25 protein-coding genes are annotated in these 26,035 nt (G+C 66.5%); 8 read left to right on the forward strand and 17 right to left on the reverse strand.

The features are described 5' to 3' along the window. Positions 1-5: 5 nt before the first annotated feature. The 3 genes from ABE543_RS12000 to ABE543_RS12010 are packed head-to-tail and all read right to left on the reverse strand — an operon-like array spanning position 6 to position 2,294. Positions 6-1,544, reverse strand: coding sequence for a TerC family protein (locus ABE543_RS12000; RefSeq protein ID WP_065174578.1), 1,539 nt, complete (start codon positions 1,542-1,544; stop codon positions 6-8). Positions 1,545-1,588: 44 nt separating this feature from the next. Further along, complete coding sequence (locus ABE543_RS12005; protein WP_346475718.1) at positions 1,589-1,813, reverse strand: helix-turn-helix transcriptional regulator; 225 nt, start codon at positions 1,811-1,813, stop codon at positions 1,589-1,591. 13 nt (positions 1,814-1,826) lie between these two features. Next, positions 1,827-2,294, reverse strand: a complete 468-nt coding sequence (locus tag ABE543_RS12010) for a DUF2975 domain-containing protein (RefSeq protein WP_065174736.1) — start codon at positions 2,292-2,294, stop codon at positions 1,827-1,829. A gap of 259 nt (positions 2,295-2,553) precedes the next feature. Here ABE543_RS12010 and ABE543_RS12015 point away from each other — a divergent pair, with 259 nt between their 5' ends. Both ABE543_RS12015 and ABE543_RS12020 read left to right on the forward strand, forming a co-directional pair. Then, on the forward strand, positions 2,554-2,871 hold the full coding sequence (locus ABE543_RS12015; RefSeq protein WP_196768758.1) for a metalloregulator ArsR/SmtB family transcription factor: 318 nt from the start codon (positions 2,554-2,556) through the stop codon (positions 2,869-2,871). A gap of 11 nt (positions 2,872-2,882) precedes the next feature. Then, entirely contained in the window at positions 2,883-4,277 is a 1,395-nt protein-coding gene (locus tag ABE543_RS12020; RefSeq protein WP_164151782.1) for a DUF2867 domain-containing protein, read from the forward strand. Positions 4,278-4,346: 69 nt separating this feature from the next. Here ABE543_RS12020 and ABE543_RS12025 read toward each other — a convergent pair whose 3' ends face one another. From ABE543_RS12025 to ABE543_RS12045, 5 genes are all read right to left on the reverse strand, one after another. Continuing rightward, positions 4,347-4,865: a GNAT family N-acetyltransferase gene (locus tag ABE543_RS12025; protein ID WP_346475719.1), complete on the reverse strand. Its 519-nt coding sequence runs from the start codon at positions 4,863-4,865 to the stop codon at positions 4,347-4,349. Continuing rightward, the gene (locus tag ABE543_RS12030) at positions 4,862-4,984 is read right to left on the reverse strand and encodes a hypothetical protein (protein WP_258391157.1); all 123 of its coding nucleotides are present in this window, start codon (positions 4,982-4,984) and stop codon (positions 4,862-4,864) included. The genes ABE543_RS12025 and ABE543_RS12030 overlap by 4 nt, the downstream gene beginning before the upstream one ends. Before the next feature lie 127 nt (positions 4,985-5,111). Then, entirely contained in the window at positions 5,112-6,842 is a 1,731-nt protein-coding gene (locus tag ABE543_RS12035) for a diguanylate cyclase (protein ID WP_197600822.1), read from the reverse strand. Between the two features lie 101 nt (positions 6,843-6,943). Beyond that, positions 6,944-7,969: an AI-2E family transporter gene (locus ABE543_RS12040; RefSeq protein WP_053516238.1), complete on the reverse strand. Its 1,026-nt coding sequence runs from the start codon at positions 7,967-7,969 to the stop codon at positions 6,944-6,946. Between the two features lie 142 nt (positions 7,970-8,111). Then, positions 8,112-9,119, reverse strand: a complete 1,008-nt coding sequence (locus ABE543_RS12045) for a LacI family DNA-binding transcriptional regulator (RefSeq protein ID WP_111186026.1) — start codon at positions 9,117-9,119, stop codon at positions 8,112-8,114. 95 nt (positions 9,120-9,214) lie between these two features. Between ABE543_RS12045 and ABE543_RS12050 the strand changes: the two genes are divergently transcribed. From ABE543_RS12050 to ABE543_RS12070, 5 genes are read left to right on the forward strand one after another with little or no spacing between them, the layout of a single operon-like run. After that, positions 9,215-10,267: a sugar phosphate isomerase/epimerase family protein gene (locus ABE543_RS12050; RefSeq protein ID WP_346475720.1), complete on the forward strand. Its 1,053-nt coding sequence runs from the start codon at positions 9,215-9,217 to the stop codon at positions 10,265-10,267. 27 nt (positions 10,268-10,294) lie between these two features. Then, positions 10,295-11,512, forward strand: a complete 1,218-nt coding sequence (locus ABE543_RS12055; RefSeq protein ID WP_180875415.1) for a nucleoside permease — start codon at positions 10,295-10,297, stop codon at positions 11,510-11,512. A gap of 12 nt (positions 11,513-11,524) precedes the next feature. After that, positions 11,525-12,649, forward strand: a complete 1,125-nt coding sequence (locus ABE543_RS12060; RefSeq protein WP_197600820.1) for a Gfo/Idh/MocA family oxidoreductase — start codon at positions 11,525-11,527, stop codon at positions 12,647-12,649. Between the two features lie 19 nt (positions 12,650-12,668). Further along, a complete protein-coding gene (locus ABE543_RS12065; protein WP_346475721.1) occupies positions 12,669-13,535 on the forward strand; it encodes a sugar phosphate isomerase/epimerase in 867 nt (288 codons plus the stop codon). Positions 13,536-13,553: 18 nt separating this feature from the next. Then, positions 13,554-13,850 carry a cytochrome c gene (locus ABE543_RS12070; RefSeq protein ID WP_053516691.1) on the forward strand — a complete coding sequence of 99 codons (297 nt, stop codon included), beginning with the start codon at positions 13,554-13,556 and terminating at the stop codon, positions 13,848-13,850. 13 nt (positions 13,851-13,863) lie between these two features. Here the strand turns inward: ABE543_RS12070 and ABE543_RS12075 are convergent, their stop codons facing one another. The 5 genes from ABE543_RS12075 to ABE543_RS12095 all read right to left on the reverse strand — a co-directional run bounded on the left by ABE543_RS12075 (position 13,864) and on the right by ABE543_RS12095 (position 18,601). Next, complete coding sequence (locus ABE543_RS12075; protein WP_346475722.1) at positions 13,864-14,607, reverse strand: DUF1080 domain-containing protein; 744 nt, start codon at positions 14,605-14,607, stop codon at positions 13,864-13,866. A 43-nt stretch (positions 14,608-14,650) separates the two neighbouring features. Beyond that, positions 14,651-15,226, reverse strand: coding sequence for a gluconate 2-dehydrogenase subunit 3 family protein (locus tag ABE543_RS12080; RefSeq protein ID WP_065174572.1), 576 nt, complete (start codon positions 15,224-15,226; stop codon positions 14,651-14,653). Then, complete coding sequence (locus ABE543_RS12085) at positions 15,226-16,911, reverse strand: GMC family oxidoreductase (RefSeq protein ID WP_164151768.1); 1,686 nt, start codon at positions 16,909-16,911, stop codon at positions 15,226-15,228. The genes ABE543_RS12080 and ABE543_RS12085 overlap by 1 nt, the downstream gene beginning before the upstream one ends. Positions 16,912-16,940: 29 nt before the next feature. Then, complete coding sequence (locus tag ABE543_RS12090) at positions 16,941-17,831, reverse strand: TIM barrel protein (RefSeq protein WP_181452097.1); 891 nt, start codon at positions 17,829-17,831, stop codon at positions 16,941-16,943. A gap of 200 nt (positions 17,832-18,031) precedes the next feature. Continuing rightward, complete coding sequence (locus tag ABE543_RS12095; protein ID WP_053516685.1) at positions 18,032-18,601, reverse strand: single-stranded DNA-binding protein; 570 nt, start codon at positions 18,599-18,601, stop codon at positions 18,032-18,034. Positions 18,602-18,916: 315 nt separating this feature from the next. Between ABE543_RS12095 and ABE543_RS12100 the strand changes: the two genes are divergently transcribed. Beyond that, on the forward strand, positions 18,917-19,948 hold the full coding sequence (locus ABE543_RS12100; protein WP_053516684.1) for a LacI family DNA-binding transcriptional regulator: 1,032 nt from the start codon (positions 18,917-18,919) through the stop codon (positions 19,946-19,948). Between the two features lie 101 nt (positions 19,949-20,049). On the opposite strand, the gene ABE543_RS12105 is transcribed toward ABE543_RS12100, so the two are convergent. From ABE543_RS12105 to ABE543_RS12120, 4 genes are all read right to left on the reverse strand, one after another. After that, positions 20,050-20,436 (reverse strand): SseB family protein, encoded by a 387-nt coding sequence (locus ABE543_RS12105; RefSeq protein ID WP_164151766.1) that lies wholly within the window; start codon positions 20,434-20,436, stop codon positions 20,050-20,052. Positions 20,437-20,587: 151 nt separating this feature from the next. Continuing rightward, entirely contained in the window at positions 20,588-22,303 is a 1,716-nt protein-coding gene (locus ABE543_RS12110; protein ID WP_322522899.1) for an alpha-amylase family glycosyl hydrolase, read from the reverse strand. Between the two features lie 5 nt (positions 22,304-22,308). Continuing rightward, complete coding sequence (locus tag ABE543_RS12115; protein WP_277381482.1) at positions 22,309-23,796, reverse strand: MFS transporter; 1,488 nt, start codon at positions 23,794-23,796, stop codon at positions 22,309-22,311. Then, on the reverse strand, positions 23,793-25,985 hold the full coding sequence (locus tag ABE543_RS12120; RefSeq protein ID WP_346475723.1) for a Six-hairpin glycosidase-like protein: 2,193 nt from the start codon (positions 25,983-25,985) through the stop codon (positions 23,793-23,795). The genes ABE543_RS12115 and ABE543_RS12120 overlap by 4 nt, the downstream gene beginning before the upstream one ends. Positions 25,986-26,035 lie beyond the last annotated feature (50 nt).

Below are 26,035 nucleotides of genomic sequence, written 5' to 3' on the forward strand. Positions count from 1 at the left end.
GGACGCTACGGAAGCCCGAGGCGCTCCACCCGCAGGCGGACAATGCGCCGCTTCTCCATGGCCAGTACGGTGATGCGGGCATCCGCTACTTCGACCGCATCGCCCACATCCGGCAGGCGGCCAAGCTGATCCAGCACCAGGCCGGAGATGGTCATGTAGTCGGCACTCCGGGGCAGCGACACGCCGGCCAGCCGTTGCAGGTCATCCAGCGTCAACGCGCCGTCGGCCTCCCATTGGCCCTCGTCCAGCGCCACTACGCCGTAACGCTCGTCCTGGGTATCGACCAGATCGCCCGCGATCGCCGCCAGCAGGTCATTGGCGGTCACCAGGCCTTCCACACTGCCGTACTCGTCCACCGCTACCGCCAGCGGTACCGGGTGCAGGCGGATCAGTTCAAGCGCCTGCAACGCGCTGGCGCTGGACAGCACGTACTGCGGCTGGCGCAGGTTGGCTTCCAGCTGCAGCGGCCTGCCCTGCAGCAGGTCGGCCAGCAGGTCGCGGCTCTGCACCACACCACGCAGGCTGTCCAGATCACCCTCGCCCACGAGCAGGCGCGTGTGCGGCGACGCCACCAGGCGCGCCACCACGTCGTCCTGGCCGCGCGCCAGATCGATCCACTGCACGTCGGCGCGCACGGTCATCACACTGGACACAGGCCGGTCAGCCAGGCCCAGCACGCTGCGGATCATCTCGTGCTCGGCCGGCTGCAGGCGTTCCTCCGGATCACCGTGGTCTTCTTCGCTGGCATCGTCGTGGCCATTGGCCGGACGGGCGCCCAGCAGGCGCAGCACGGCATCGGCAGTGCGCTGACGGAACGGCTGGCGACGCTCGTTGCGCTCGCGGTTGAAGCGCACCCACTGGTTGAAGGCTTCCACCAGGATCGAGAACGCGATCGCCGCGTACAGGTAGCCCTTTGGAATCTTGTAACCCAGCCCCTCGGCGACCAGGCTGAAGCCGATCATCAACAGGAAGCCCAGGCACAGCACCACCACCGTGGGATGCTTGTTGACGAAGCGGGTCAGCGGCTTGCTGGCCACCAGCATCAGTGCCATCGCGATGGTCACCGCGGCATACATCACGCCCAGGTTGTCGACCATGCCCACGGCAGTGATCACCGAGTCCAGCGAGAACACGGCGTCCAGCACTACGATCTGTGCCACCACCATGGCAAAGCTGGCGTAGACCTTCTTGCCGTCTTCCTGGTGACTGCGGCCCTCCAGCCGCTCATGCAGCTCCATGGTGCCCTTGAACAGCAGGAACAGGCCACCGCCCAGCAGGATCAGGTCGCGTCCGGAGAAGCTGTGACCGAACAGCGTGACCAGCGGCTCGGTCAGCTTCATGATCCACGCCAGCGCGGCCAGCAGCACCAGCCGCATCAGCAGCGCCAGCGTCAGGCCGATCACCCGCGCACGGTCGCGCTGGTGCGGCGGCAGTTTGTCGGCAAGGATCGCGATGAACACCAGGTTGTCGATGCCGAGCACGATCTCGAGCACTACCAGGGTTGCAAGTCCCATCCATATCGAGGGGTCAGCCAACCATTCCATTTCGGGTCCGTTTCGTCAGTAGGTCAGGGGGAAAAACAAAAGCTTCAGCCGCCATCGTGCGCCTGCGTCGGGTCGTAGCCGAGCAGCTCGCCGGGTGTGCATTGCAGCTCCCGGCAGATGGCATCCAGCGTGGAAAAGCGGATGGCGCGGGCCTTGCCGGTTTTCAGGATGGACAGATTGGCCAGCGTGATGTCGATGCGCCCCGCCAGCTCGGACAGGGTCATGCCACGCGCCTGCAGCATGCGGTCCAACGTGATCACTACGGCCATCAGGTCAGGTCCATCAGATCAGGCCATCCAGGTCGTCGCGCATCGCCGCGCCGACCGCGAACACGCGCGCCAGCACGAACAGCATCAGTACCGCGACCAGACCGGTGATGGACATGCCTCCGCCCACCTCCATCCAGGCGAAATCAGGCCCCATCCAGGCAGCGTAGAGGCCGATCACGATCGACAGCAGTTCCATCGCCAGCATCAACCAGGCCATGCGCTGCAGGCGCCGGGCATTGGCATGGGTGAAGGGGCGTTCGCGGGCAGCGGACCTCAGCATCCGCGCGAGGTGTCGAAGGAACACCAGGCACAGCACCAGCAGGGCAACGATGGTGCCCAGGCCGATGCAGAAGTGCAGGAACAGATCGCCTCCGTGGGCGGCGGCAGTACGTGCATCATGCACGGCATCCAGCAGCCAGCGGCGGTCGTAGGCGACCAGCGGCACGGCCAGCAGTGCGGCCAGGATGCCCAGCCAGCACATGGCCCGCACGGCCTGCACGGCGGTCTGGGCCAGGGTGAACAAGCCTCGCGCGGGTCTGGCGCGGGCGGGACGAGCGGTCAAGCGGCCTCCGGTATTGGGGTGGCCCTGCCGCCCCGGGGTGGATTTATCGATAAACGATATACCACATCCCGAAGTGAAAGGCTGAACGTCGGCGCTGTTGCACGCGAGCTTCGAACCCGCCTCCGCACTTGACACCCCAGTGACGATTTGATTATTAATTAACTAATTAGTTAATCACATTCTCATGGATCGCATCTTCGAAGCACTCGCCTCAACCGCCCGGCGGCAGGTCCTGGCCTATCTCAGCGCCGGTGAACTCAGTGCGGGCGAACTGTCCGAGCGCTTCGATTTCAGCAAGCCGGCACTGTCCAACCATCTGCGCATCCTTGAAGAGGCAGGTCTGATCGAACGCGAGAAGCGTGGCCAGTACGTGTACTTCCGACAGGTGCCCGACCGGCTTGCCAACACCTTGTTCTCGTGGGCTGCCGAAGTCTGCCCGGTGGGCGGCCCACTCAAGCGCGAAGCGCGCGCACGCCGCAAGTCACCCGCCCCCTGAGGAGCCGCCCGATGCCTGGACCGACCCACGACAGCCGCTCGTTTCCAGGTGTACAGCTTGCGGCTCAGGAGGGCGGCGGCCCCGTTGAAGTCACACTGATCGCACAGCTCGGTATCGGTGCCGGAGACGCGCTGGTGGCTGATGCCAGCCAGCGTCAGCGCCACCACCCCGCCTTCATCGATGCACTCGATGAGCCCTCTGCACGGCTCGGTGGCATGCATCTGCAGTACGGCGATGCGTCCTCGCTGTACAGTTTCATGGTCGGCGAAGGCGGACATCCGTTCCATCGCCACGCCGGCCCACGCATGTTCACCGCCATCGCCGGCAGCGCAGGCGCTGAGCTGCGTTTCGCGATGGCCTCCGATGCACAGCTCGCAATCGATCCCGTCGCGCTCCTGCGCTCGCTGCGTCGCGTCCAGATCCCACCGGACTGCCTTTTCACCGTTCGATTTGGCGGAGGTACCTGGCACCAGTTTGTATCGAACCATCCTGGCCACCCTGCCCTGTTCGCACTGTCTTGCCACAGCAACGAACTGGCCGGTGCGATGAGCGCTGAAACAAGAGCGCAGGTGCAATGCAACGGTGCTGATATTCCCAGCTTGACTGAGGTGCTTCCCGAGGTGCACTGGCCCACCATGGCCACGTTGGCGGCCACCCCGCTGCTGCGTCTCTCGCTGCAGGCCGCACCTCCCAGCCTGTGCGCGTCCCTGTGCGCCCGTACCCGGGCGTTGCTCGGCCCGCTGCGACGGATCAATCTGCGTCCACTGCGTGGCTTCGTCGAACGTGCCCCCCTTCCATTTACCCTCGAGTCCCGCGCGCCCAGCGATGACGGACTGCTGGGTAAAGCACTGCAGTCCAGCAACTACCATGATCTGACGGTGCTCCGGCTGGACGGTGCTCAATTGCAGCAGCCACCTGTTTCGCAGTTGCTGGCAAACGTGCTGGAAGGCTTCCTGTGCAACCCACCGGGCGGCGTCAGCCAGCTGATGGCGGTGCGCAACTGGCTGGTGGCTCCCTTGGGGCTGCGCACCGCGCGGCTGGGCTGCCCGGTCTCGTCGCTGGCATGCAGCGATCACACGCAGCTCTTTGCGGGCCGCTATCCCGTGTTGGATTCACAGGTCGATGCACATGGCCGCTATGCCGAAGTACTGCTGGGCGCCGACGATCGCCACCTGCGCTTCCGCAGCAGTGTCCGCGTGCAGCGGCATACCGACGGCCGCATCGATATCAGCCTTGGCACGCGTGTGCAGACCCGCAACATCTTCGGGCGTGTCTACATGGCGTTGATCGATGGCGTGCACCGGCATTACATCGCCCCTGCACTGCTGCGGCGCGCAGTCGAACATGCGCTCGCGCCCGAACTGGCGGTTCCCGGTGCCTGGACCGGTGAAGCCTCGCTTCGCTGAGTCCATAGAAGGCGGGATGAAACGCCATTGTCGTGTTCCGCAAACTGCCGAGGGGTTTACTGTCCGAACTCAACGCGCGTAGCGGAACACCAGATCGTCCGGATCGACGCGCACCGCGTCCGCATCCAGCACCCCGCCCAGCCGCCGGGCCACGGCCTGCGACGCGAGGTTGTCCGGCGCCATGTAGCTCACCAGCGTCGGCAACTGCAGCGATGTGAACGCCCAGTCGCGCAGGGCGGCCGCGGCCTCGCTGGCGAAGCCCTGCCCTTCGTGGCCGTCGTACAACAGCCAGCCCAGTTCCTTTTCCGGAAACAACGGGCCGTGATTGATGCCGACCTGTCCAATGCAGGCGCCGCTGTCGCTCCGTTCGATCATCAGCGCGCCGTGGCCGAACAAGGGCCAGCTGGCCAGGTCGTGACAGAACTGTCCCCAGGCCGCGACCTCACCAAATGGACCGCCCATGCCGCGCGCACGGGGCGATGCAAGAAAGCTCGCATAGGTGTTGAAATCATCCAGCCGCTGCGGGCGCAGGCGCAACCGTGCGGTATGCAGCGTGGGAATCTCCAGCATCGCCACGGCCGATCTCACTGCACAGCCACACGACCATCACCGCGGCGCCGCAGCGACGGAGGGCGTGGCGCATCGGCGTCGGTGCGCGCCAGCACGGACGCCGGCTGCGCGCTGGCCAAGGCGGGATCGACGGACATGGCGGGCTCCTGCAGTGTCAGGCTGCAAGTCTAGGCCGCGCCCTGTGCGATGCAGATGAAGTGCGGCGCCAGGGGGCATGCTGCCCCTGATGTACCGCCATGACCGGCGTCGCCAGCGCCGTGGCACTCAGCGTGCACCGGCAATCCGTACCTGGTCGCGTCCCTGTGCCTTGGCCCGATACATGGCGGCATCGGCAGCACGCAGCAGGGAACGCCAGCCCAGTGCATCGGTACTGCCCTCGGCCACACCGAAACTGGCAGTGACACGCAACACGCTGCCATTGCCCAGCACGATATCCGACTGCTGCAGTGCGACGCGCAGCGATTCGGCCAACCGGCCACCCGCGCCGAGATCCCCATCCGCCAGCAGCACAAGGAACTCCTCGCCACCGTAGCGGGCGATGCTGTCGGTGTGCCGCAGGTGCCTGCGCAGCAGCTGCGCAACCTGCACCAGTACCTCGTCGCCTGCGGCGTGGCCTTGGCCGTCGTTGATTGCCTTGAAATGATCGACGTCGAGCAGGATCACCACCGCCATGACGTTGCCTGCGGCGTGCCGCTGCTGCACGTGTTCGTCCAGCGCGCGCCGATTGAGCAACCCGGTCAGCGCATCGGTGCCGGCCAGCTGGCGCAGTTCGCTGGTCAGTGCGGAACGCTCACGTGAGGTCTCGCGCAGCACTTCAATCGCGTCGAACAGCCGCTGCATCTCTGCCAATGGATGAGTGACGTGCTGCGCGGGGCCCGGCGCGTCGGACGCGATCTGCACCACCTGTTCCTGTGCCTGCAGCAGCGGCCGGAGGATCTGCCGGTGGGCGATGCGCAGGGCCACGCCCAGCACCGCCAGCGTGCCCAATGCGGTGGCCCACAACACGGCCAGCCGCGTGGCCTCGCGATTCCGCGCCTGTTCGAAGCGCTCGATGGACACGCTCAGGTAGCCGTCGCGCAGCGCCTCCAGCGACTGCAGCGTCGGAACGTAGCGCGCCGTGAACTCCGCGGTGTTCCACGGCGGAGGCCGTCCACGGCGACCTTCCTCGATCAGCTGTTCGATCATCGGCAGCGACTCGGCGAAGAACTGCCGGCGTGCCATGTCCCAGTGCCAGGAAAGCTCAGGATCACTGCGGAACACCGACTCGTGACTGGCTGCCAGCCGCCACAGCTCGAGCAGGCGGCCCTCGGTCTGCTGCGCCGCGCGTACCTGCCGGACGCGCCAGGCCCCGGGAACCGCCACCGGCGCCATCACATTCGACGCCAGTCGGCCGCCATGCTCGCGCAGGTCCATCAGGATCTGGCCCTGGATCGCCGGAATCGCCGCTTCGCGGCCGGTGGCCACCAGCACGTTGATCTGCGCCGAACCCAGGCGATGCAGGCGATCGGTCACCGTGAACATGCTGTTGATCGCATGCTCCACGTCGTCGACCGTCCGCGCGTCTGCCGGCTTGGCTACGACCCGGTCCACCGCCGCGCGCGCCTGGCGGAGCTGATGCTGGGCCTCGAACAGGGTGCGGCGCTCGTCAGGCAGGGAGGGCCCGGACAGGATCACGGCATCCATCTGCGTCATCGCCATGTCGACCCGCCTTCGCGCCTGTGCCAGCCATCCCGCCAGCCGCGCGCGTTCGTCAGCATCGGCGCAATCGCTGCCGAGCAGGCTGTTGGCTGGCCCGCGCTCGGCCGAGGCCAGATTGGCCAGATCAAAGGTCTGCCGCAACCGGCGCAGACTGCGGAGGTTGTCCTCCGCATCGGTGTAGCGCAGCGTGCCCTGGACCAGGGCGATGGCCATCAAGGGCAGCGTGCACACCACGAACAGCCCGGCCAGGATCCAGACCCAGGTCCGCAACCCGATCGGCGACACCTTGCGGGCCATTCACCATTCCCCTGAAGTGCGGACCACTGTAGCTGCCGGCTGGCGGCACCCACAAGCGTCCACCGTGGCGCTGCAGTGGCGCCCGCTGGCACCGGCAACTGTCAGATCCAGCGCTGGTCCACCAGTTCCCGTTTCACATAGGCATAGAACACCGGCGCAGCGACCAGCCCCGGCAGGCCGAAGGCGGCTTCCATCACCAGCATCGACAGCAGCAGTTCCCACGCACGCGCCTGGATCTCGCCACCGACGATGCGGGCATTGAGGAAGTACTCGAGTTTGTGGATCACCACCAGGTACAGCAGCGCCACCACCGCCACGTAGAACGATACCGACAGGGCAACGATGGTGATGACGGTATTGGAGATGATGTTGCCCACCACGGGCAGCAGGCCGGCGATGAACGTGATCAGTACCAGCGTCTTCGACAGCGGCAGGTGCACGCCGAACAGCGGCAGCACCCCCAGCAGGAAAATCGCGGTGAACACGGTATTGAGCAGGGAGATCTTCACCTGCGCGAACACCACCTGGCGGAATGCGGTCGCCAGGCGGCCAGTACGGCCGATCAGTTCCTGCGCCAGCGGCCCCATCGTCGGCAGCGGAAGCTCGTCGTACAGCGCGATCATCGCCCCCAGCACCATGCCGATCAGCACGCGCACGCCGATCTGCACCGCCGATGTGCCGGCCACGCCCAGCTGCCGCTGATGCTCTGCCGCCCACTCGTTCAATGCCGCACGCAGTGCCGGCATGTCCTCGGGAATATAGGGCTGCAGCAGCGCCGGCACCTGGTGACGCGAGGTGTTGAGGATGTCCATCAGGCGCGCCAGCAGCGCATCCGGCCCGCCGGTTTCGGTGCGGAAGAAGGACGCCACGCCGATGCCGGCCAGCACGAGCACGCCGATGATGACGGCCGAAAGCACGATCACCGCGATCGCACGCGCGCGCCCGGGCGGCAGGCGCCCCTCCACTGTCGACGCCAGCAGGTGGGTCAACTGGAACACCAGCAGGCCCGACAGCAGCGTCACCACCAGGCCCAGCTTCAGTACCAGCCACATCCCCAGCAGCATCAATGACCAGGCCGCGATCCTTGCAACGGGAGGCCGGGGCTGGGCAACGAGGGCGTCTTGCATGGCATGAGTCCGGGCGGGGTGGCCCATGGTAGTGGAACGCTCCGGACACGGAAATGAATGGAATTGGGGCCAGCGCTTCTGATCACAGGCAATGAATCATCCCCGGCAGGCGCAGGCCTGCCGGGATTCCTGCCTGCTGCCTTCACCTGTGCCCGGGCGACGCTGTCGAGCCACGCAGCATCAGACTGAAGTCCAGCGTCTGCTGAAGCGGGACATCGACACCTTCGATGATGGCGAGCAGCAGCTTGACTGCGCGATCGCCGATCTCCCGCATGGGCTGCCGGATGGTCGTCAACGGCGGCGTGAGGTAACGCGACGACGCCAGATCGTCGAAACCGACGATGGACAGTTCCTCGGGCACGCGGACGCCCAGTTCCCGGCAGGCCGCCAGGGTTCCCAGCGCCATCTGGTCACTGAAGCAGAAGATCGCGGTCGGCGCCGATGCGGCGGCCAGCAGTGCCGTCGCCGCCGCATGGCCGGATTCGACGGAGAAGTCACCCGGCACGACACTCAACTGGCGCAGTCGGCCGCGCGCCCTGCCCGCCGCCCGTGCCCCTTCCAGCCGCTGCTGGTGCAGGGGGTTGTCGGGGGGCCCGCCCACCACGGCGATCCGCTCATGTCCCAGTCCGTACAGGTGCTCCATCACCGCACGCGCGGCGGCAGCGTTGTCGATGTGGACACTGGGGAGGCCCAGCGCGGGGTCGAATTCACAGCCGTTGACCACCGGCGCGGCGGCGCCCTGCTGCTCGACGATCGCGCGCGCGGTAGGCGGCAGGCGATGGCCCAGTACGATCAGGCCATCGGCCTCGTTGCGACGGAGCATCTGCGCATAGCGCTCCTCGCGGTCGGGTCGATGCTGGGTGTCACCCAGCAGGACCGCGTAGCCGACGGCCTGGGCCGCGTCTTCGGCACCCTGCAGGATCTGTGCGAAGAACGGGTTGGCAATGTCCGGCACGGTCACCAGGATCTTGCCGCTGCGCTGCGTCTTCAGCGTGCGGGCGACCGTGTTGGGCACATAGCCCAGCGCGGCGGCGGCCTGTTCGATGCGCGTGCGCGTCGCCGGCAGCACCTTGTCCGGCCGGGACAGCGCCCGCGACACCGTACCGGCGGAGACGCCGACGTGCTTGGCGATGTCGTAGATGGTGGCCATGGCGTCAGTTCTTGTTTCCGCTGTGCAGTGCACAACAGGGTTTGCGGGAGACCCTGCTAGGGTAATGCAATCGATTGCATCGCGGGCGAACCACGTTGAAGACGCTCAAGGGTCCGGCGCTGTTCCTGGCGCAGTTCATCAGCGAAACACCTCCTTTTGATCGGCTGGACACGCTGGCCGGCTGGGCTGCGGGCCTGGGCTATTGTGGCGTACAAGTGCCGACGAACGCGCCGCATCTGTTCGATCTGGCCGAGGCCGCGCGCAGCCAGGCGTACTGCGACGACATCAGCGGCATGCTGGCCGACCATGGCCTGCAGATCACCGAGCTGTCCACCCATCTGCAGGGACAGCTGGTCGCCGTCCACCCCGCCTACGACAGCCTGTTTGACGGCTTCGCGCCGGTGGATAAGCGCGGCAACCCCGCCGCGCGCCAAGCCTGGGCGGTGGAACAGTTGAAGCTGGCCGCCCGCGCCAGCCAACGCCTGGGATTGACCGCGCATGCCACGTTCTCCGGCGCGCTGGCCTGGCCCTACTTCTATCCCTGGCCGCAACGCCCACCGGGACTGGTGGAAGAAGCCTTCGCCGAACTCGGCCGGCGCTGGCGTCCCATCCTGGAGGCGTTCGACGCCAGCGGCGTGGACCTGTGCTTCGAGATCCACCCGGGCGAGGATCTGCACGACGGTGCCACCTTCGAGCGCTTCCTCGATGTGGTGGACCACCACCCACGCGCGAAGATGCTGTACGACCCCAGCCATCTGCTGCTGCAGCAGATCGACTACCTGGGCTTCATCGACCGGTATCACGATCGCATCGGCATCTTCCACGTCAAGGACGCGGAATTCCGGCCCAGCGCGCGCAGCGGCGTCTATGGCAGTTACCAGGACTGGATCGACCGGCCGGGGCGCTTCCGCTCGCTCGGCGACGGCCAGATCGACTTCAAGGCGATCTTCTCCAAGTTCGCGCAGTACGATTTCCCGGGCTGGGCGGTCGTGGAGTGGGAGTGCTGCCTGAAGCACCCGGAGGACGGCGCACGCGAGGGAGCCGCCTTCGTCCGTGACCACATCATCCGCGTGACCGAACATGCCTTCGACGACTTCGCCGGCAGCGGCACGCCGCCGGAATCACTGCGCCGCATGCTGGGACTCTGAGCCACTACCGCCCCGGGAGGGCAAGCCATGACGCACGCCATGTCGCGCTTGGGCGCGATGATGTTCCTGCAGTTCTTCATCTGGGGCGCGTGGTTCGTGACCCTGGGGACGTATCTGGTGCAGGGCCCGCTGCAGGCCAGCGCCAGCCAGGTGGCCACCGCCTTCCTCAGCCAGTCCATCGGTGCCATCGTCGCCCCGTTCCTGGTCGGCCTGATAGCCGATCGCTACTTTGCGGCGCAGCGCATTCTCGGAGTGCTGCACCTGGCCGGTGCGGTGCTGATGTGGTTCGCATCCACGGCGACGGACTTCAACACGTTCTTCGCTTGTGTCATGGGTTACATGCTGCTTTTCATGCCGACGCTGGCCCTGGCCAACAGCGTGGCGATGCGCCATATGCAGTCGCCTGAGAAGCAGTTCCCGCTGGTGCGCGTGGCCGGCAGTGTCGGCTGGATCGTGGCCGGCGTGCTGATCGGCTGGCTGGGCTGGGAGCAGGCGCATCGGCTCGAACTGACCTTCCGCATGGCGGCGATGGCGTCGCTGGCCCTGGGTCTGTATGCCTTCACCCTGCCGCACACACCGCCGCTGGCCAGGCAGCGCGATGCGGGACTGGGGCAGATCCTGGGCCTGGACTCGCTGCGCCTGCTGAAGTCGCGCTCCTACCTGGTGTTCTTCCTCGCCTCCATCGCCATCTGCATTCCGTTGGCGTTCTACTACAACTTCACCAATCCGTATCTCAACGACCTCGGCGTGCGCGGCGCGGCCGGCCTGCAGTCGCTGGGCCAGGTCTCGGAAGTGCTGCTGATGCTGGCCATGCCGTTCCTGTTCGTCCGCCTGGGGGTAAAGACCATGCTGGCGGTAGGCATGGCTGCGTGGGTGGTGCGCTATGTGATGTTCGCCTTTGGCGACGCCGGCGGTGCGTTCTCCCTGCTGGTGATCGGCATCGTGCTGCACGGCATCTGCTACGACTTCTTCTTCGTCACAGGCCAGATCTATACCGACGCACACGCCGGCCCCGACGCGCGCAGCAGCGCCCAGGGCTTCATCACCCTGGCGACGTACGGCGTAGGCATGCTGATCGGCACGTTCCTGTCCGGTGCGGTGGTGGAGCACTTCACCACGGCGGCGGGTCCGGACTGGCAGCAGATCTGGCTGTTCCCGGCCGGCGTCGCACTGGTGGTGCTGATCGCCTTCCTGCTGCTGTTCCGCGACCGCCCCGCTGTCGCGCCCGCTCCCACCGCACCCTGAGGAACCCATCGGATGTCCAAGCTTGGAATCGCCATCGTCGGCACGGGCATGATCGGTGCGGTGCATCGCCGCGCGGCACTGCTGGCCGGGGCCGAGGTCCGCGGCGTGGCGGCCTCTTCCCCGCAGCGCGCGCAGGAGGTGGCGCAGGCGTGGAACGTCGCGCATGCCTACCGCGATATCGAGGAGGTGGTCAGCGATCCGCAGGTGCAGGTCGTGCATGTGTGCACGCCCAACCATCTGCACCGCGCCATGGCGCAGGCCGCGCTGGAAGCCGGCAAGCACGTGATCTGCGAGAAGCCACTGGCCACCACCCTGGAAGACGCCCAGGCATTGGCCGCGTTGGCCGCCAGGACCGGTCTGGTCGCTACGGTCCCCTTCGTCTACCGCTATCACCCGGTGGTCCGCGAGGCACGCGCACGCATCGCGCAGGGCGAGCTGGGGCCACTGCACCTGATCCACGGCAGCTACCTGCAGGACTGGCTGCTGGATCCGGCCAGCAACAACTGGCGTGTCGACCCCTCGTTGGGCGGCACCTCGCGCGTGTTCGCCGATATCGGCTCGCACTGGTGCGACCTTGTGGAATGGGTCAGCGGCGAACGCTTCGCCGAGGTCAGTGCCGCGTTCGCCACCGTCATCGCCGAGCGCGGCGCGGTCACCGGGCAGAGCTTCACCACGCCGGCCGCCGGCGGCACGACGCAGGCTGTTTCCAGCGAGGATGTGGCCACGGCGATGTTGCGCACGAGTGCGGGTACGCTCGCCTCGTTGACGGTCAGCCAGGTTTCGGCCGGACGCCACAACCGGCTGTGGTTCGAGATTGACGGCGCCAGGGCCAGCGTGGCCTTCAACCAGGAAGATGCCGAGCGGCTGTGGATCGGCCGGCCCGACCAGCGCGAGGATAGCTTCGTGCGCGGGCCCGGTGCCGGCAGCGCCGAACAACGCAGATTGTCGGTCTTGCCGGCCGGACACGCGCAGGGCTACGGCAACTGCTTCGAGGCGTTTGTCGCCGACACCTACCGTGCCATTGCGGGCGAGCAGCCGGAGGGCCTGCCCACCTTCGATGACGGCCTGCGCTCGGCGCGGATCGTCACACGCGTCATCGCATCCGCCAGGTCACGTGCCTGGACGGCCATCGATTGAATTCCCGGAGGACTGCCTGATGAACATCCGTATCCGCAGGACCGCAAGCCTTGCACTGCTGCTGCTCGTTGCCCTGCCCGCCTTCGCGCGCGATGCCACCGACCTGCACACGCCCATCGCGGTGCAGATGTACACGTTGCGCAATGCCGGCTCGCTCGACCAGCAGCTGAAGATCGTCCACGACGCCGGCGTGCGCGCCGTGGAAACAGTCGGTACGCAGAATGTCAGCGCTGCCGAACTCAAGCAGCTGCTCGACAAGTATTCGATCAAGGCGATTTCCTCGCACACGCAGCTGGCCGATCTGCGCAGTGACCTGGATGGCGTGGTCGCCTTCAACCGGGCCATCGGCAACACCACGCTGGTAGTGCCCTATCTGGCCGAGAAAGACCGCCCCACCGACGCTGCCGGCTGGACGGCGCTGGGCAAGGAACTGGGCCAGCTCTCGAAGCAGGCTCGTGCCAAGGGCATGCGCCTGGCCTATCACAACCACGACTTCGAGCTGGCCGACTTCAATGGCACGACCGGACTGGAACTGCTGTTCGCTGCGGCCGGCCCCGATCTGCAGACCGAGCTGGACCTGGCCTGGGTCGCACGGGCCGGCCATGACCCGGCGGTGATGCTGGGCAGATTCAAAGGCCGCCTGTTCGCGGTGCACGCCAAGGACAATGCCCCGAAGGGCCAGGCTGAGGATGAAGGCGGCTTCGCCGCCGTGGGCCAGGGCGTCCTGGACTGGAAGGCGATCCTGCCCGCCGCCGCCACGGCCGGCGTGCAGTGGTACATCCTCGAGCACGACCAACCCCGCGATCCAGCCACCGTCATCCGCACCGGTGCGGACTATCTGCGTGAAAACCTGACTGCCCGCGTGCCTGCCGGTGCACAGCGCTAGCCCGCGAAGGAGCCCAGCTTGAAAACGATTCTGAAAGTGACTGTCGCGCTGTGCGGCACCCTGCTGGCCGCTGCGGCGTGGTGCAAGGAAGACCCTGCTGCCGGAGCGCAGCTCTACGCAACGCACTGCGTGGCCTGCCACGGTGCGGAGCGCGCCGGCGTGCCACCGACGTTCCCTGCGCTCACCGACGTCAGCAAACGGCTTCAGCCTGCGCAGATCAAGGACAAGATCAAGCAGGGCGGCGGCTTGATGCCCCCCTTCCCGCAGCTGTCGCAGCAGGAGATCGACAACATCGCCAGCTACCTGGCGAAGTAGGCATGAGGGTGCGCTACAGCTCGCGCACCCAGATGTTGCGGTAGCTCACCCTGGCGTCGTGCTCCTGCAGGTACAGCGGCGCACAGGCATGTGGCGCGTAGGAAGGCGCGCCGATGTACTCGGTCTTGCCCGCCAGCACCGTGTCGTCCTGCACCAGCACACCGTTGTGCAGCACGGTGATGCGGGCTGGCGAGGTGAGCCCACCGCCAGCCGAGAAACGCGGGGCCTTCCAGATGATGTCGTAGGCCTGCCACTCGCCGGGCGCACGCGAGGCGTTCACCAACGGAATGGCCTGCTTGTACATCGATCCGGCCTGGCCGTTGGCATAGGTGGGATTGTTGTAGCTGTCGAGCACCTGCAGTTCGTACACCTCCTGCAGGAAGATGCCACTGTTGCCGCGGTGCTGGCCGTCGAATCCGGCGGTCGCGGTGGGCGTGCGCCACTCGACATGCAGCTGGACATCGCAGAAGCGCTGCCTGGTGCGGATGCCCTTGCTGCCGGGCACCACGGTCAGCGCGCCATCAGCAACGGTCCAGGGCACGGGTCCGCCCTGCTCCGACTCCCAGCGCGACAGATCCTTGCCATCGAACAGCACGATCGCATCGGAGGGCGCGCGGCCCGGTGGCGTCGCCACGACCGCGGGAACCGGCGTCCACACTTCGGTCTTCGCCGGATCGCGCGCAGGGTCGCCGGCGTCCTGCGCGAACACGGGTGCGGTGCCCAGCAGGCAGGCCACTGTCAGGAGAGGTCGGTTCATCGTGCTTCCGGATCAAGGTGGAGGGTCGAGGCGTGGAGGTCCATCAGCTGGTCCCCCACGCCGGCGTGCCGGGCGTATAGGCAAGATCGCCGTCATAGCGACCCGGCACCGCAACGTACTTCAGCACTTCGGTCGCACCGACCTTCGAGGTGAAGAAGCCGAAGATGACCAGCTGCTTGATCATCGTGAAGTAGTGCGGCGCAGCCTCCCCCTCTTCGGCGGTACCGGTCTCGGTGACCTCGACGACGTGCGCCCGGGCTTCCGCATCCAGGGTGCGCAACAGTTCGCTGCGGGCCTGCGAGGGAAGCGACACGAAGCGGCCACCGGCACGCTTGTCGATATCGACCAGGCCGGCGCGGAATATCGCCTGCTGCCGGGGGGTGTAGCAATCGGTGACGAACAGCGCCATGAACGGGCCCGCGCCGGCATCCTTCGCGCCCGGCGTTGTGGTTCGCGGCAGGATGGTTTCAGCGATCTCGTCCAGCATGCTGATGTCAGCGGCAGAGAACGCGGCCTTCGATCCTGTCGTCGCGCTCTGCCCTGCGGCCAGTGCGGGCAGGCCCACCATGGCCGCGCCGGTGGCGGCGACGATCATCTTCAACAGTTCGCGACGGTCCATCACAGGTTCCCCGCTTTCAGTTCGCGTACGGCATGGTCGGCGGCCCGTGCCGTCAGCGCCATGTACGTCAGCGATGGATTCACGCACGCGCTGGAGGTCATGCAGGCGCCATCAGTCACATAGACATTCGGCGCATCCCAGACCTGATTGTGCTGGTTGAGCACGGAGCTTCTGCGATCGCGGCCCATGCGGGCCGTGCCCATTTCATGGATGCCCTTGCCCGGGGCGTAGTCGTTGTCGTGCATCTCCACGTCCTTGACGCCGGCTGCCTCCAGCATCTCGGCAGCGTCGGCCGCCATGTCCTTGCGCATCGCCAGTTCGTTCGAGCGCATCGAAACGTCCATCGCCAGCACCGGCAGCCCCCACTTGTCCTTGCGCTGTGGATCCAGGCGGATCGTGTTGTCGTGGTGCGGCAGCATCTCGCCGAATCCGGTCATGCCGATGCGCCAGTCGCCCGGCAGGGTCAGGGCCTCCTTCAGGTCGGCACCGATGTTCAGCTCGGCGATCTCGCGCGACCACCCGGTGCGGCTGGCACCGCCCTGGTAGCCGAATCCGCGCAGGTAGCTGCGCTTGTCCGCAGCGACGTTGCGGAAGCGCGGAATGTAGAAGCCGCAGGGGCGGCGACCGAAGTAGTACTTGTCGTCGTAACCCTCGACCCGGCCTGAGGCACCGGCACCAAAATGATGGTCCATCACGTTGTGCCCCAGCTCGCCGGATGACGACCCCAGGCCGCCCTCCCAGACATCGGTGGCCGAGTTCATCAGCATCCAGGTCGAGTTGAAGGAGGATGCGTTGAGGAAAATGACCTTGGCCGTGTACTGATAGGTCAACCCGGTCTCGGCATCGATGACCTCCACACCGCGCGCGCGCTTGCGGTCCTTGTCGTACAGCACTTCCTTGACGATCGAGAAGGGCCGCAATGTCAGATTGCCCGTTTTCATCGCCGCCGGCAGCGTCGCCGCCTGGGTCGAGAAGTAGGCACCGAAGGGACAGCCCAGGATGCACTTGTTGCGGTACTGGCAGTTCACGCGCCCCTGCTCGGGCATGGGCTGGGTGATGTTGGCGGTACGCGAGTGGATCATGTGCCGCGTTCCGCCAAACGCCTTCCTGATCCGCGCGGCCACATCCTTCTCTACGATGTTCAGCGGGATCGGCGGCAGAAATTCACCGTCCGGCAGCACGTCCAGTCCCTCGCGCGTACCGGCGATACCGGCGAACTTCTCCACATGGTCGTACCAGGGTGCGATGTCGGCGTAGCGGATCGGCCAGTCAGTAGCGATGCCGTCCTTGAGGTTGGCTTCGAAATCCAGATCGGAGAAGCGGTAGCTCTGCCGCCCCCACATCAGCGAACGGCCGCCTACGTGGTAGCCACGGAACCAGTCGAAGCGCTTGGTCTCGGTGTACGGTGACTCCTGCTCATTGGCCCACATCCCTTCCAGGTTCTCGGCCAGGCCGTAGTCGCGCATCAATACGGGGAAGGCGGCCTTCATCGCCTGTGTCGGCCGGTTGCGGTGCGGGAAATCCCACGCCTCCTTCATCGCATTGACGTAGTCCTTGACGTGCTCGATGTTGCGCCCGCGTTCCAGCATCAGGACCTTCAGGCCCTTCTCAGTCAGTTCCTTCGCCGCCCAACCGCCACTGATTCCCGAGCCAACAACGATGGCGTCGTAATGATTGTCTGCCATGGGTCTACTTCACCTGGGTGGATATCGTTTCAGACGTCGCAGAGGCGGATCGCCTCGCGCAGCGAGCCGACGGGATCGGGTGCCGCAGGCATGAACTCCTGCGCCAGATACCCCTCGAAGCCGGTGTCGCGGATCGCGCGACAGATGGCCGGATAATGCAGTTCCTGCTGGTCACCGATCTCGTGCCGGCCTGGCACACCTGCGGTGTGGTAGTGCTTGAAGAAGCGGTGATGCCTGCCGATGGTGGCGATGATGTCGCCCTCCATGATCTGCATGTGATAGATGTCGTACAGCAGGCCGAAATTGTCCGATCCGAGCCGCTGGCACAGCTCGACGCCCCATGCGGAGTGATCGCACAGGTAATCGGGATGATCGACCCTGGAGTTCAGCAGCTCCATCACCAGCACGACACCACGCTTCTCGGCATGGCCGAGGATGCGCTTCAGCCCGGCTTCGGCATTCTCCAGGCCTTCCCGCGGATCCATGCCGTCACGATTGCCGGAGAAGCAGATGAGGTTGCGGTAGCCGGCATCGGCCACCAGATCGATGTGCCGCGCGTAGCGCTCCACCAGTGCATCGTGATACTGGCGGCCGGCAAAGCCTTGGGTCAGGCTGATCTCGGCGCCGTTGCACATGGAGCTGTAGACGCCATGCGCCTTCAGTGTGGGCCAGTCCGCCGGCCCCACCAGATCGATGGCGGCGAAGCCGATATCCTTCACCGTCTGGCAGAGCTGGGCGACCGACTGCTGCGGGAACGTCCAGCGGGCGACGGAATGCTTCAGGTTGCCCTTGAGTGGGGCCTGGGCGGCGAACGAGGGCAGCGCGGCTGTCGCAGCCAGGCCAAGGCCGCCAGCGAACGCCATGCGCAACGCATCGCGCCGCGTAAGCCTCGATGCCGGTCCCATCGAATGGATGGACATCCATCTGCCGGCCTCCCAACCGGTATCAAACGCAACGATTCACAGCAATGCAATCGATTGCACCATAAGGGAGGAATTCTTTTTTTTGCAAGACGCGGTGCACGAAAAACCATGCTGCGCGGCACAACGCCGGCCTGCCGTGGAAAAAAGAAAAGCCCCGCATCGGCGGGGCTTTCTGTTTCCTGCGGACGCGCGTCCGATCAGAACGGAATGTCGTCGTCAGCAAAATCGTCCATCGGCGGCGCCGACTGCTGCGGCTGCGGGCGCTGGTTGCCGCCCTGGTTGCCGTAACCGCCACCCTGGTTGCCGCCCTGGTTGCCATAGCCACCGCCCTGTCCACCACGCTGGCCACCACCGCCGTACTCCTGGCGCGGTGCCTGCTGGCGCTGCGGACGATCACCGCCGTAGTTGCCGCCACCACCGCCACCGCCTTCACCGCGGCCGCCCAGCATCTGCATCTCATCGGCGACGATATCGGTGGAGTACTTCTCCACGCCGTCCTGGCCGGTGTACTTGTCGTAACGCAGGCTGCCTTCGACGTAGACCGAGCTGCCCTTGCGCAGGTACTCGCCGGCGATCTCACCGAGCTTGCCGAAGAACACCACGCGGTGCCATTCGGTGCGTTCCTGCTGGTTGCCATCCTTGTCCTTGCGGACGCTGGTGGTGGCCAGGCTGATGCGGGTGATCGCCATGCCGCTCTGGGTGTACTTCACGTCCGGGTCGTTGCCGAGATTGCCGACCAGGATGACTTTATTGATGCCGCGCGCCATAGGTACCTTCGTCCGTTGTCCAGGGGCAGTCGACCAGTGATAGCACAGCCCCGGCCGGGGGTGCAGGACACTGGGCCGCCCCCGATGAATTTGGGGGAATGCAAGAACGCCGCATCTTAGCACTGCCGCCGCTCCGTGCCCGGCCAGAAGCGACGAAAGACACCGAAAGATCCTACTGAAATCCTTGTAAGGCAATGACTTAGCCATCCGGGCCGGAGCTCCCGGCGCGGCCGGCCGCAGTGACGGCCGGCGCTGCGATGGCGCCCCCATGGCATCATGCCGGGGCACCTACTCATTCGTTCGCGCGCTTCCCCCATGACCATCAAAGGCAAAGCCACCTCCCTGGACATCGCCCATCTGGCCGGCGTCTCCCAGCCGACGGTGTCGCGGGCCCTGCGCGGCAGCCCGATGGTCAATGCGGAGACCCGAGAACGCATCCTGCGCATCGCCCGCGAGCTGAACTACAAGGTGGACAAGAACGCCTCCAGCCTGCGCCTGCGCAATGCCGGCACGCTGGCCCTGCTGTTCTTCGAGGACCCGACCAACGACGATTCGCTGATCAACCCGTTCTTCCACTCCATGCTGGGTTCGATCACCCGCGCCTGCGCGTTGCACGGGCAGGATCTGCTGGTGTCGTTCCAGCAGCTGTCGACCGACTGGCAGGCCGACTACGAGGACAGCAACAAGGCCGACGGCATCATCCTGCTGGGCTATGGCGACTACCACGAATCGCGCGACCGCCTGCAGCGGCTGGTCGAACAGGGCACCCACTTCGTGCGCTGGGGTGCGGCCCTGCCCGGCCAGCCCGGGGTATCGATCGGCAGCGACAACTTCCAGGGCGGGCACGACATCACCACCCATCTTCTGCAGCAGGGCTGTCGGCGCATTGCCTTCCTCGGCCACGCCTCCAGCCATTACCCGGAATTCGAGGAGCGCTACCGCGGTCACGTGGCAGCCCTGCGCGATCACGGGCTGCATGCCGAACCGGCCCTGCAGCACGATGCCATCACCACCGAAGCGTCCGGCCAGGAAGCCTGCCAGGCGCTGCTGGCGCGAGGCGAACCGATCGATGCGATCTGCGCCGCCAGCGACCTGATCGCCATCGGTGCGATCCGTGCACTGCGCGAGGCCGGGCTGCGGGTGCCGCAGGACGTGGCGGTCACCGGGTTCGATGACATCCCGCTGGCGGCCTCGGTATCCCCTGCGCTGACCACGGTGCAGCAGGACACCAAGCAGGCCGGGCAACTGCTGGTGGAACGGCTGCTGGCCTCGATCAGCCGGCAGCCGGTGGAGAGCCAGAGCATCCCGGTGAAGCTGGTGGTGCGGGAATCATCGCTGCGCGGCTGAAACAGCGGACGTGATCGGACGGGACTACGCAGTGAACCCGGCCTGCGGGCACCGGACCGGGTGCCGCAAGGCCCGCAGGTGGACGGCCCCGTCGGGTGGCCTCAGCCCTGGGCGAAGTCCTTCAGGATCTCGCCGACGCCACTGGGCGAAATCTCGAAGCCCAGCGAGGTACCCGGGTTGATCACCACGCCGTAGCCCCCCGGCACGCGGCGCAGCACGTCCAGCATCAGCCAGCGGATCTGGTGTTCGGCCTGCTGGCTGTAGATGCCCACCCGCGATGGATCGGTGAACACGGCCACGTGCAGCGTGCCCTGCTTGTCGAACAGCAGTGGGTCGAAGCCGCTGCCGTCGGGGGTGACCAGGCTGCCCGTCAGCAGCAGCACCTCGGAGGCGACGAAGGCCTCCATGAAGGCGCGGATCGGCACCGCCCCGTCCATCGCCGCCTTCAGCAGGGTTTCGATCGGGGTCTGCGGGGCGAGGTCGGACATGGCGGTACGGCGCGGCGTGAGGGGTGCCTATTGTAGGGTCGAGCCTGCTCGAAGAGCGTGCCAACCAAGGTTGGCACCTACCAGGGCGGGAGTGCCAACCGAGGTTGGCACCCACCAGAGCGGTAGCGCCGGGCCACGCCCGGCGGCGCCCTCACCGTCCCAGACGCTGGTCCCGAGCCTTCTGGTCGGCCATCGCCCTGTCCAGCTCTGCCTGCAGCGCTGGCTGCTGCACGGAGGCATCCAGCACGTACACCTTCACGCCATGCGCGGGCACTTCGGCCTTCAGGGAGGCATCCACCTGCAACGAACCGCCGTCCAGCGCGTCGCGCCAGCGGCCCGCCTGCAGGTAGCGCTCCACCTGGAAAACCGTCGCCTTGTCGCCCTTGTTCAACAGCACCAATGCGGTCTGTGCCACATCCCCCTGCTGCAGCACACGGAAGAACACCGCCTCATTGCCACGCAGGCGCTCGTTCACCTGCAGGCCGCGCTGCAGCGCCGGGGTGGCCTGGCGCAGCTGGGCGATGCGCCGCAGGGGCGCGAAGATCGGGCTCTGCGGTGCGGCATCCACCCGCGCCTGGCCGAAGTAGGCACGGTTGCCGGCATGCTCGGCACGGCCCCGCATGAAGCCGGTTTCCGAGCCGTAGTAGACCACCGGGATACCACGGGCGGTGAACAGCCAGTTGTGTGCGTCGATGAAACCGTTGTCGCTGGCCTGCAGGCGTGGCATGTCGTGGTTGTCGTAGAAGCTCATCAGCTCGTACGGATTGGCATAGGGGCCGCCGGTCAGGTGCAGCGGCTCGGCCAGCGTCTCGAAGCCCTTGCCGGCGGTACCGAAGGTCTGTTCCAGCGCGCCACGCAGCGGGAAGTCGAGCACGCTCACGTTGGCGTTGCCCGGCCAGGTGTGCTCGGCAATCCTGCTGGCGTCGTAATCGAAGGCCTCGCCGAACATGAACATGTTCGGATGCTCGGCACGGATGCGGTTCACGAACTCGTGCCACCACGGGTGCGGCAGCCAGCCGATGGTATCGATGCGCAGTGCGTCCACGCCCTGCGCGGTCCACTGCAGGTACGCGCCGACGAGGTAGTCCATCACCGCCGGGTTGTTCTGGTTGAAGTCGGACAGCTCGGCCAGGTTGCCATCGAAGATCGAGCCTTCCTTGCTGTCGACCGGGCCGATGGTGTTGTAGAACGCGTGCAGCGGGTTGTGCTTTGGATCCAGCTTCTGCGGGGGCAGGTTCTGGTGGTCGGCGATCAGCTTTCCCTCCTTGTCGAAGATCTGGCCGAACTGCGGCTGCCGTGTCGGCATGGTCCAGGCCGGCGAGCCGTGGTTGCCGACGATGTCCAGCACCACCTTCAGGCCGGCACCGTGCAGGCCCTTGGTCAGCCCGGCAAAGTCCAGGTCCTTGCTGGGCAGGTGCTCGTCGAGTTTGTAGAAGTTGATGCCCCAGTAACCGTGGTAGCCGGTCTTGCCGCGGTCGGTCAGCGTGCTGGTGCAGCTGATCGGCTTGCTGCCGGTGAACGCCTCATCCGGATTGTCGACGATCGGCGTGATCCACACCGCGCCGAAGCCGAGCTGGCGGATGTAGTCGGCGTTGTCGAGCACGCCCCTGAAGTCGCCACCGAGGTAGCCGATGTTGCCGTCCACCTTGTCCGGGCACGGCACCGGAATGTCGAACGTGCGGTGGCTGCCCCCCTGGTCGCGATGATCGTTGGACGGATCACCATTGACGAAACGATCGGTCACCACGAAGTACACAGCATCGCTGGCGAACGGTTCGAGCGTGCCCACGTAGTCCGGGCGCGATGCGGCCTGTACCGCCGTGGCGAGCAGGGCCAGCGACAGCCCCAGCGACATTCTGGAATACACACGCATCATGCACTCTCCTGATGGGCCGGCACGCGAAGCACGCACAGCCCGGCAATGAACAGACTCACTCCACCCAGCACCAGCACGTGCAGGGGATTTCCGCCCAGCCACTCGCGCAGTGCGAAGCCCAGCGCGCTGGCGGCGACCAGCTGCGGAATGACGATGAAGAAATTGAACAGGCCCATGTAGATGCCCATCTTCGCCGCCGGCACGCTGTCGGACAGCAGGGCGTACGGCAGCGACAGGATCGAGGCCCAGGCGAAGCCGACGCCGGCCATGGACAGCAGCAGCCAGGTGGGGTCCTTGATGAACATCAGCGAGATCAGGCCCAGCCCGCCGAGCCACAGGTTCACCAGGTGGCTCCAGCGCAGGCCGATGGCGCGCACCATCGGCGGGATCAGCAAGGCGGCCAGTGCGGCGAAGCCGTTATAGGCGCCGAACAGCACACCGACCCAGTTGGCACCCTCGTTGTACGCCGCCGACTGCGGGTCGGTGGAGCCGAAATGCGTGCCGGCCACCGCTGCGGTGGTGTAGATCCACATCGCAAACAACGCAAACCACGAGAAGAACTGCACCCAGGCCAACCGGCGCATGGTCACCGGCATCGCCCGCAGATCACCCACGATTGCCGCCAGCATGTGTGCCTGCGGCAGCGTACGGGCCAGCGCAAGAAGCACACCATAGCCCACGCAGAGACCCGCCAGCACGTAGAGCATCCTGTCGCCCTGGCGCGCGGCGATCACAGCGGCCAGCAGCACGCCTGCACCCAGCCACAGCGCCACCTGCGCCCACGGTGCGGGGCCACTCGCAGCGGCGGCGGCATGGTGCGCCGGCGGCTCGGCGTCATCGAACCCGGCCAGTTCTGCCGGTGAATACTCGCGGGTACTGACCACGGTCCAGGTGATCGCCGCCAGCAGCACTGCCGCACCGAAATAGAACGCATAGCGCACCGTATCCGGCACCTCGCCGGCAGCGGCTGTGTTGGCCACGCCGAAGTGGGCCAGGATGAACGGCAGGAAGCTGGCAACGATGGCACCGACACCGATGAAGAAGCTCTGCATCGCGTAACCGGCCGGTCGCTGGCGCGGTGCCAGCTGGTCGCCCACGAAGGCCCGGAACGGCTCCATTGATACGTTGATCGAAGCATCCAGCACCCACAACGTGCCCGCCGCGATCCACAACGCAGGCGAGTTGGGCATGACCAGCAGGGCCAGCGTGGTCAGCACCGCACCGATCATGAAGAACGGGCGACGCCGGCCCCAGCGCGTCCACGTGCGGTCGGAGAGATAACCGATCACCGGTTGCACCAGCAGGCCGGTCAACGGTGCGGCGATCCACAGCCCGGGCACCGACTCCATGTCCGCGCCAAGCGTCTCGAAGATGCGGCTGGCGTTGGCGTTCTGCAGGGCAAAACCGAACTGGATGCCGAGGAAGCCGAAACACATGTTCCAGATCTGCCAGAACGACAGCTGCGGTTTGGCAGGGCGGTTCATCGTGCGTCCTCCGCCGTGGCGACCGGCGCCAGCGTCAGCGCCTTCACCTGCGCCTGGTTGAGCACGCCTTCGCGCCCGCCCTTTCCGCCGGTGTAGTGCGCGAAATGCTGCAGCGCGCTCATGTTGAAGCCTTCTTCAAGCACGACCGTGCACGGCCCCTTGGGCACAGCGAACGTTGCCGAGGTCGAGTCCTGCACGGCCACGCTGTGCGGCATCGCAACCGTATGCCGCTGCAATGGCTGGCCCGGGCACTGCAGCACCAGTTGCTTGACCGCAGCCGTGACGCCGGTGTTGATCGGCCCGTTCGGGTTGCGGTACTGCAGGCGCAGGCGCACCTGCCCGGCCTTGGCCGAGGTGAACTGCCAGCGTTCCTCGCCCTTCAGCACCTGCTGCAGACCGACGCAGAGCATCGGGCTGTGCAGCGATTCCAACGTGCCTTCGCGCCGGGTCAGGCTGAGGCAATGCTGTAGGCCATCGTCGCTGATGCGTGCCACGCCCTTGCTGTCGGTGACCGCCTTGCCATCCTTCCACAGCACCTGATCGGCTGCCACCGGAACGTTCCAGCCCGCGCCCTTGCGCAGGGCCTGCGGCGCAACCGGCGTGGCCGGCGCACGCACGTTGGCCTCCGCGGTCGTGGCAGCGAAACCGGTTGCTGCCGGGGCGGCGACCAGCTGCACCGTCGTGGTGCTGCCACGCGTGGTGGTTCTGCCGGCCACCAGCAGGCCATCGCCCACGTTCTGCGGGCGCTCCAGCACATAGCGCTTGCCGTTGGCTTCCAACGTGATACGGGGATGTGTGCCGAACAGTTCCGGCACCAGCGCGGCCGGCAGCTTGGGCTGCACGCGGCCATCGTCCTGCACGCCGAACACGCCTTCGGTGACCATGGCCAGATAGCCCGCCACCGACCACAGCTGGCGCTCTGAATTGACCACCGGCCCGCTCAGCGCGCCTTCGTCCACATGCACGGCCTGGCTGACCAGCTCGTAGTTTTCCATGTTGGAACCAGCCAGTGCCGCCCCCTGCATCAGCGAGCGGATCTCGGCGGCGATGCGCGGCGCGTCGTCCAGCTGTCGCGCAGCACGCAGCGAATACGCACTGACGAACGGCCAGATCGCACGGTTGTGGTAGATCGGCTGCTGGGCTTCCTGTGGCCACACCACCGGGCTGCCGGCCGGCCCCATCGGGTAGTTCGCCAGCGCGCGGCGCGCCCGCGCCTCGGGCAGCACGTCGGCCAGGATGCCCAGCGACAGGCCCAGCAGGTCGACCTTGGCGTAGGGCACCGGATGCGCCGCCTCACCGATGTAGCTCATGTACTGGCCCATGTCGTCGCGCCAGAAGCGCGCATCGATCCGTACCGCCAGTTCATCGGCCCACGCCTTGTACTGCGCACGGCGATCATCGCCCCGCTGCGCGGCCATCTGCTCTGCCAGCCGCAGTGCCTGGTAGTGCAGGACGTTGGTGGACAGCGCGTAGGAATCACCGATGAAGCGCACGTTCTCCCGGGTCCAGTCCGGATACGTCTGTTCACGCCAGTCGAGGAACGAGGTTTCGCCGCGATAGAGGCCCATCTGTGGGTCGAACACCATCGCCCGGTCCTGCGCCAGCGTGCCCTGCAGCGCCTGCCAGACCTGTTCGGCAAAAGCAGGATCATCCAGCAGGTGGCGTGCGGCCAGGAACCACACCACACGGTCGCTGCTGATCGGCCAGCTGCCGCCGGAGCCGGTATCCTGCGCGACGAACAGGCCGGGCGTGCGCCCATCGCGGGCAGCCGACAACTTGAACTGCAACGACTGACGCGTGCGCTGCGGATCCAGCCGCGCCAACGCCAGGTCGGCGGCGAAGCTGACATCTCGGGTCCACACGTAGGGCCAGCGGGCACCGGTCTGGAAGCAGTCGCATGGCACCGGCCGTCCTTCGTCAAAGGCGGGGTCGCGGATCGCATCGACCCGGTCCTGCGCCATCTCCTGCTGGGCCAGCGCGAACAGCGCGTCGAACATCACGCTTCCGGTCTGGCTGCGCATCGGCGCGGCGGCAATCGGCACAGCGCCGTTCGGCGTGTGCAGCACAAAGCTGCCCTTGGCAGCCGCTTCGGCACGCGCATGGCGGCCGTCGAATTCCAGGTCGGCCGCATGCGCGGTCGTCCCCAGCGCTGCCCCCAGGGCAGCGGTCAGGCAAATGATCTTCAGCATCGAAGCGGCAGACCGGCTTGCGCCCGTCGACCTCCCTCCCTCTCTGCACC

The sequence above is a fragment of the Stenotrophomonas sp. TWI169 genome, assembly GCF_039674705.1.
GTDB lineage: Bacteria > Pseudomonadota > Gammaproteobacteria > Xanthomonadales > Xanthomonadaceae > Stenotrophomonas > Stenotrophomonas maltophilia_P.

Excerpts from the sequence above, each read along its gene's own strand:
- ABE543_RS12000 (WP_065174578.1), bottom strand. The coding sequence starts at position 1,544 with ATGGAATGGTTGGCTGACCCCTCGATATGGATGGGACTTGCAACCCTG.
- ABE543_RS12005 (WP_346475718.1), bottom strand. The coding sequence starts at position 1,813 with ATGGCCGTAGTGATCACGTTGGACCGCATGCTGCAGGCGCGTGGCATG.
- ABE543_RS12010 (WP_065174736.1), bottom strand. The coding sequence starts at position 2,294 with ATGTGCTGGCTGGGCATCCTGGCCGCACTGCTGGCCGTGCCGCTGGTC.
- ABE543_RS12020 (WP_164151782.1), top strand. The coding sequence starts at position 2,883 with ATGCCTGGACCGACCCACGACAGCCGCTCGTTTCCAGGTGTACAGCTT.
- ABE543_RS12030 (WP_258391157.1), bottom strand. The coding sequence starts at position 4,984 with ATGTCCGTCGATCCCGCCTTGGCCAGCGCGCAGCCGGCGTCCGTGCTG.
- ABE543_RS12035 (WP_197600822.1), bottom strand. The coding sequence starts at position 6,842 with ATGGCCCGCAAGGTGTCGCCGATCGGGTTGCGGACCTGGGTCTGGATC.
- ABE543_RS12040 (WP_053516238.1), bottom strand. The coding sequence starts at position 7,969 with ATGCAAGACGCCCTCGTTGCCCAGCCCCGGCCTCCCGTTGCAAGGATC.
- ABE543_RS12045 (WP_111186026.1), bottom strand. The coding sequence starts at position 9,119 with ATGGCCACCATCTACGACATCGCCAAGCACGTCGGCGTCTCCGCCGGT.
- ABE543_RS12055 (WP_180875415.1), top strand. The coding sequence starts at position 10,295 with ATGACGCACGCCATGTCGCGCTTGGGCGCGATGATGTTCCTGCAGTTC.
- ABE543_RS12060 (WP_197600820.1), top strand. The coding sequence starts at position 11,525 with ATGTCCAAGCTTGGAATCGCCATCGTCGGCACGGGCATGATCGGTGCG.
- ABE543_RS12065 (WP_346475721.1), top strand. The coding sequence starts at position 12,669 with ATGAACATCCGTATCCGCAGGACCGCAAGCCTTGCACTGCTGCTGCTC.
- ABE543_RS12075 (WP_346475722.1), bottom strand. The coding sequence starts at position 14,607 with ATGAACCGACCTCTCCTGACAGTGGCCTGCCTGCTGGGCACCGCACCC.
- ABE543_RS12080 (WP_065174572.1), bottom strand. The coding sequence starts at position 15,226 with ATGGACCGTCGCGAACTGTTGAAGATGATCGTCGCCGCCACCGGCGCG.
- ABE543_RS12085 (WP_164151768.1), bottom strand. The coding sequence starts at position 16,911 with ATGGCAGACAATCATTACGACGCCATCGTTGTTGGCTCGGGAATCAGT.
- ABE543_RS12090 (WP_181452097.1), bottom strand. The coding sequence starts at position 17,831 with ATGTCCATCCATTCGATGGGACCGGCATCGAGGCTTACGCGGCGCGAT.
- ABE543_RS12095 (WP_053516685.1), bottom strand. The coding sequence starts at position 18,601 with ATGGCGCGCGGCATCAATAAAGTCATCCTGGTCGGCAATCTCGGCAAC.
- ABE543_RS12100 (WP_053516684.1), top strand. The coding sequence starts at position 18,917 with ATGACCATCAAAGGCAAAGCCACCTCCCTGGACATCGCCCATCTGGCC.
- ABE543_RS12105 (WP_164151766.1), bottom strand. The coding sequence starts at position 20,436 with ATGTCCGACCTCGCCCCGCAGACCCCGATCGAAACCCTGCTGAAGGCG.
- ABE543_RS12115 (WP_277381482.1), bottom strand. The coding sequence starts at position 23,796 with ATGAACCGCCCTGCCAAACCGCAGCTGTCGTTCTGGCAGATCTGGAAC.
- ABE543_RS12120 (WP_346475723.1), bottom strand. The coding sequence starts at position 25,985 with ATGCTGAAGATCATTTGCCTGACCGCTGCCCTGGGGGCAGCGCTGGGG.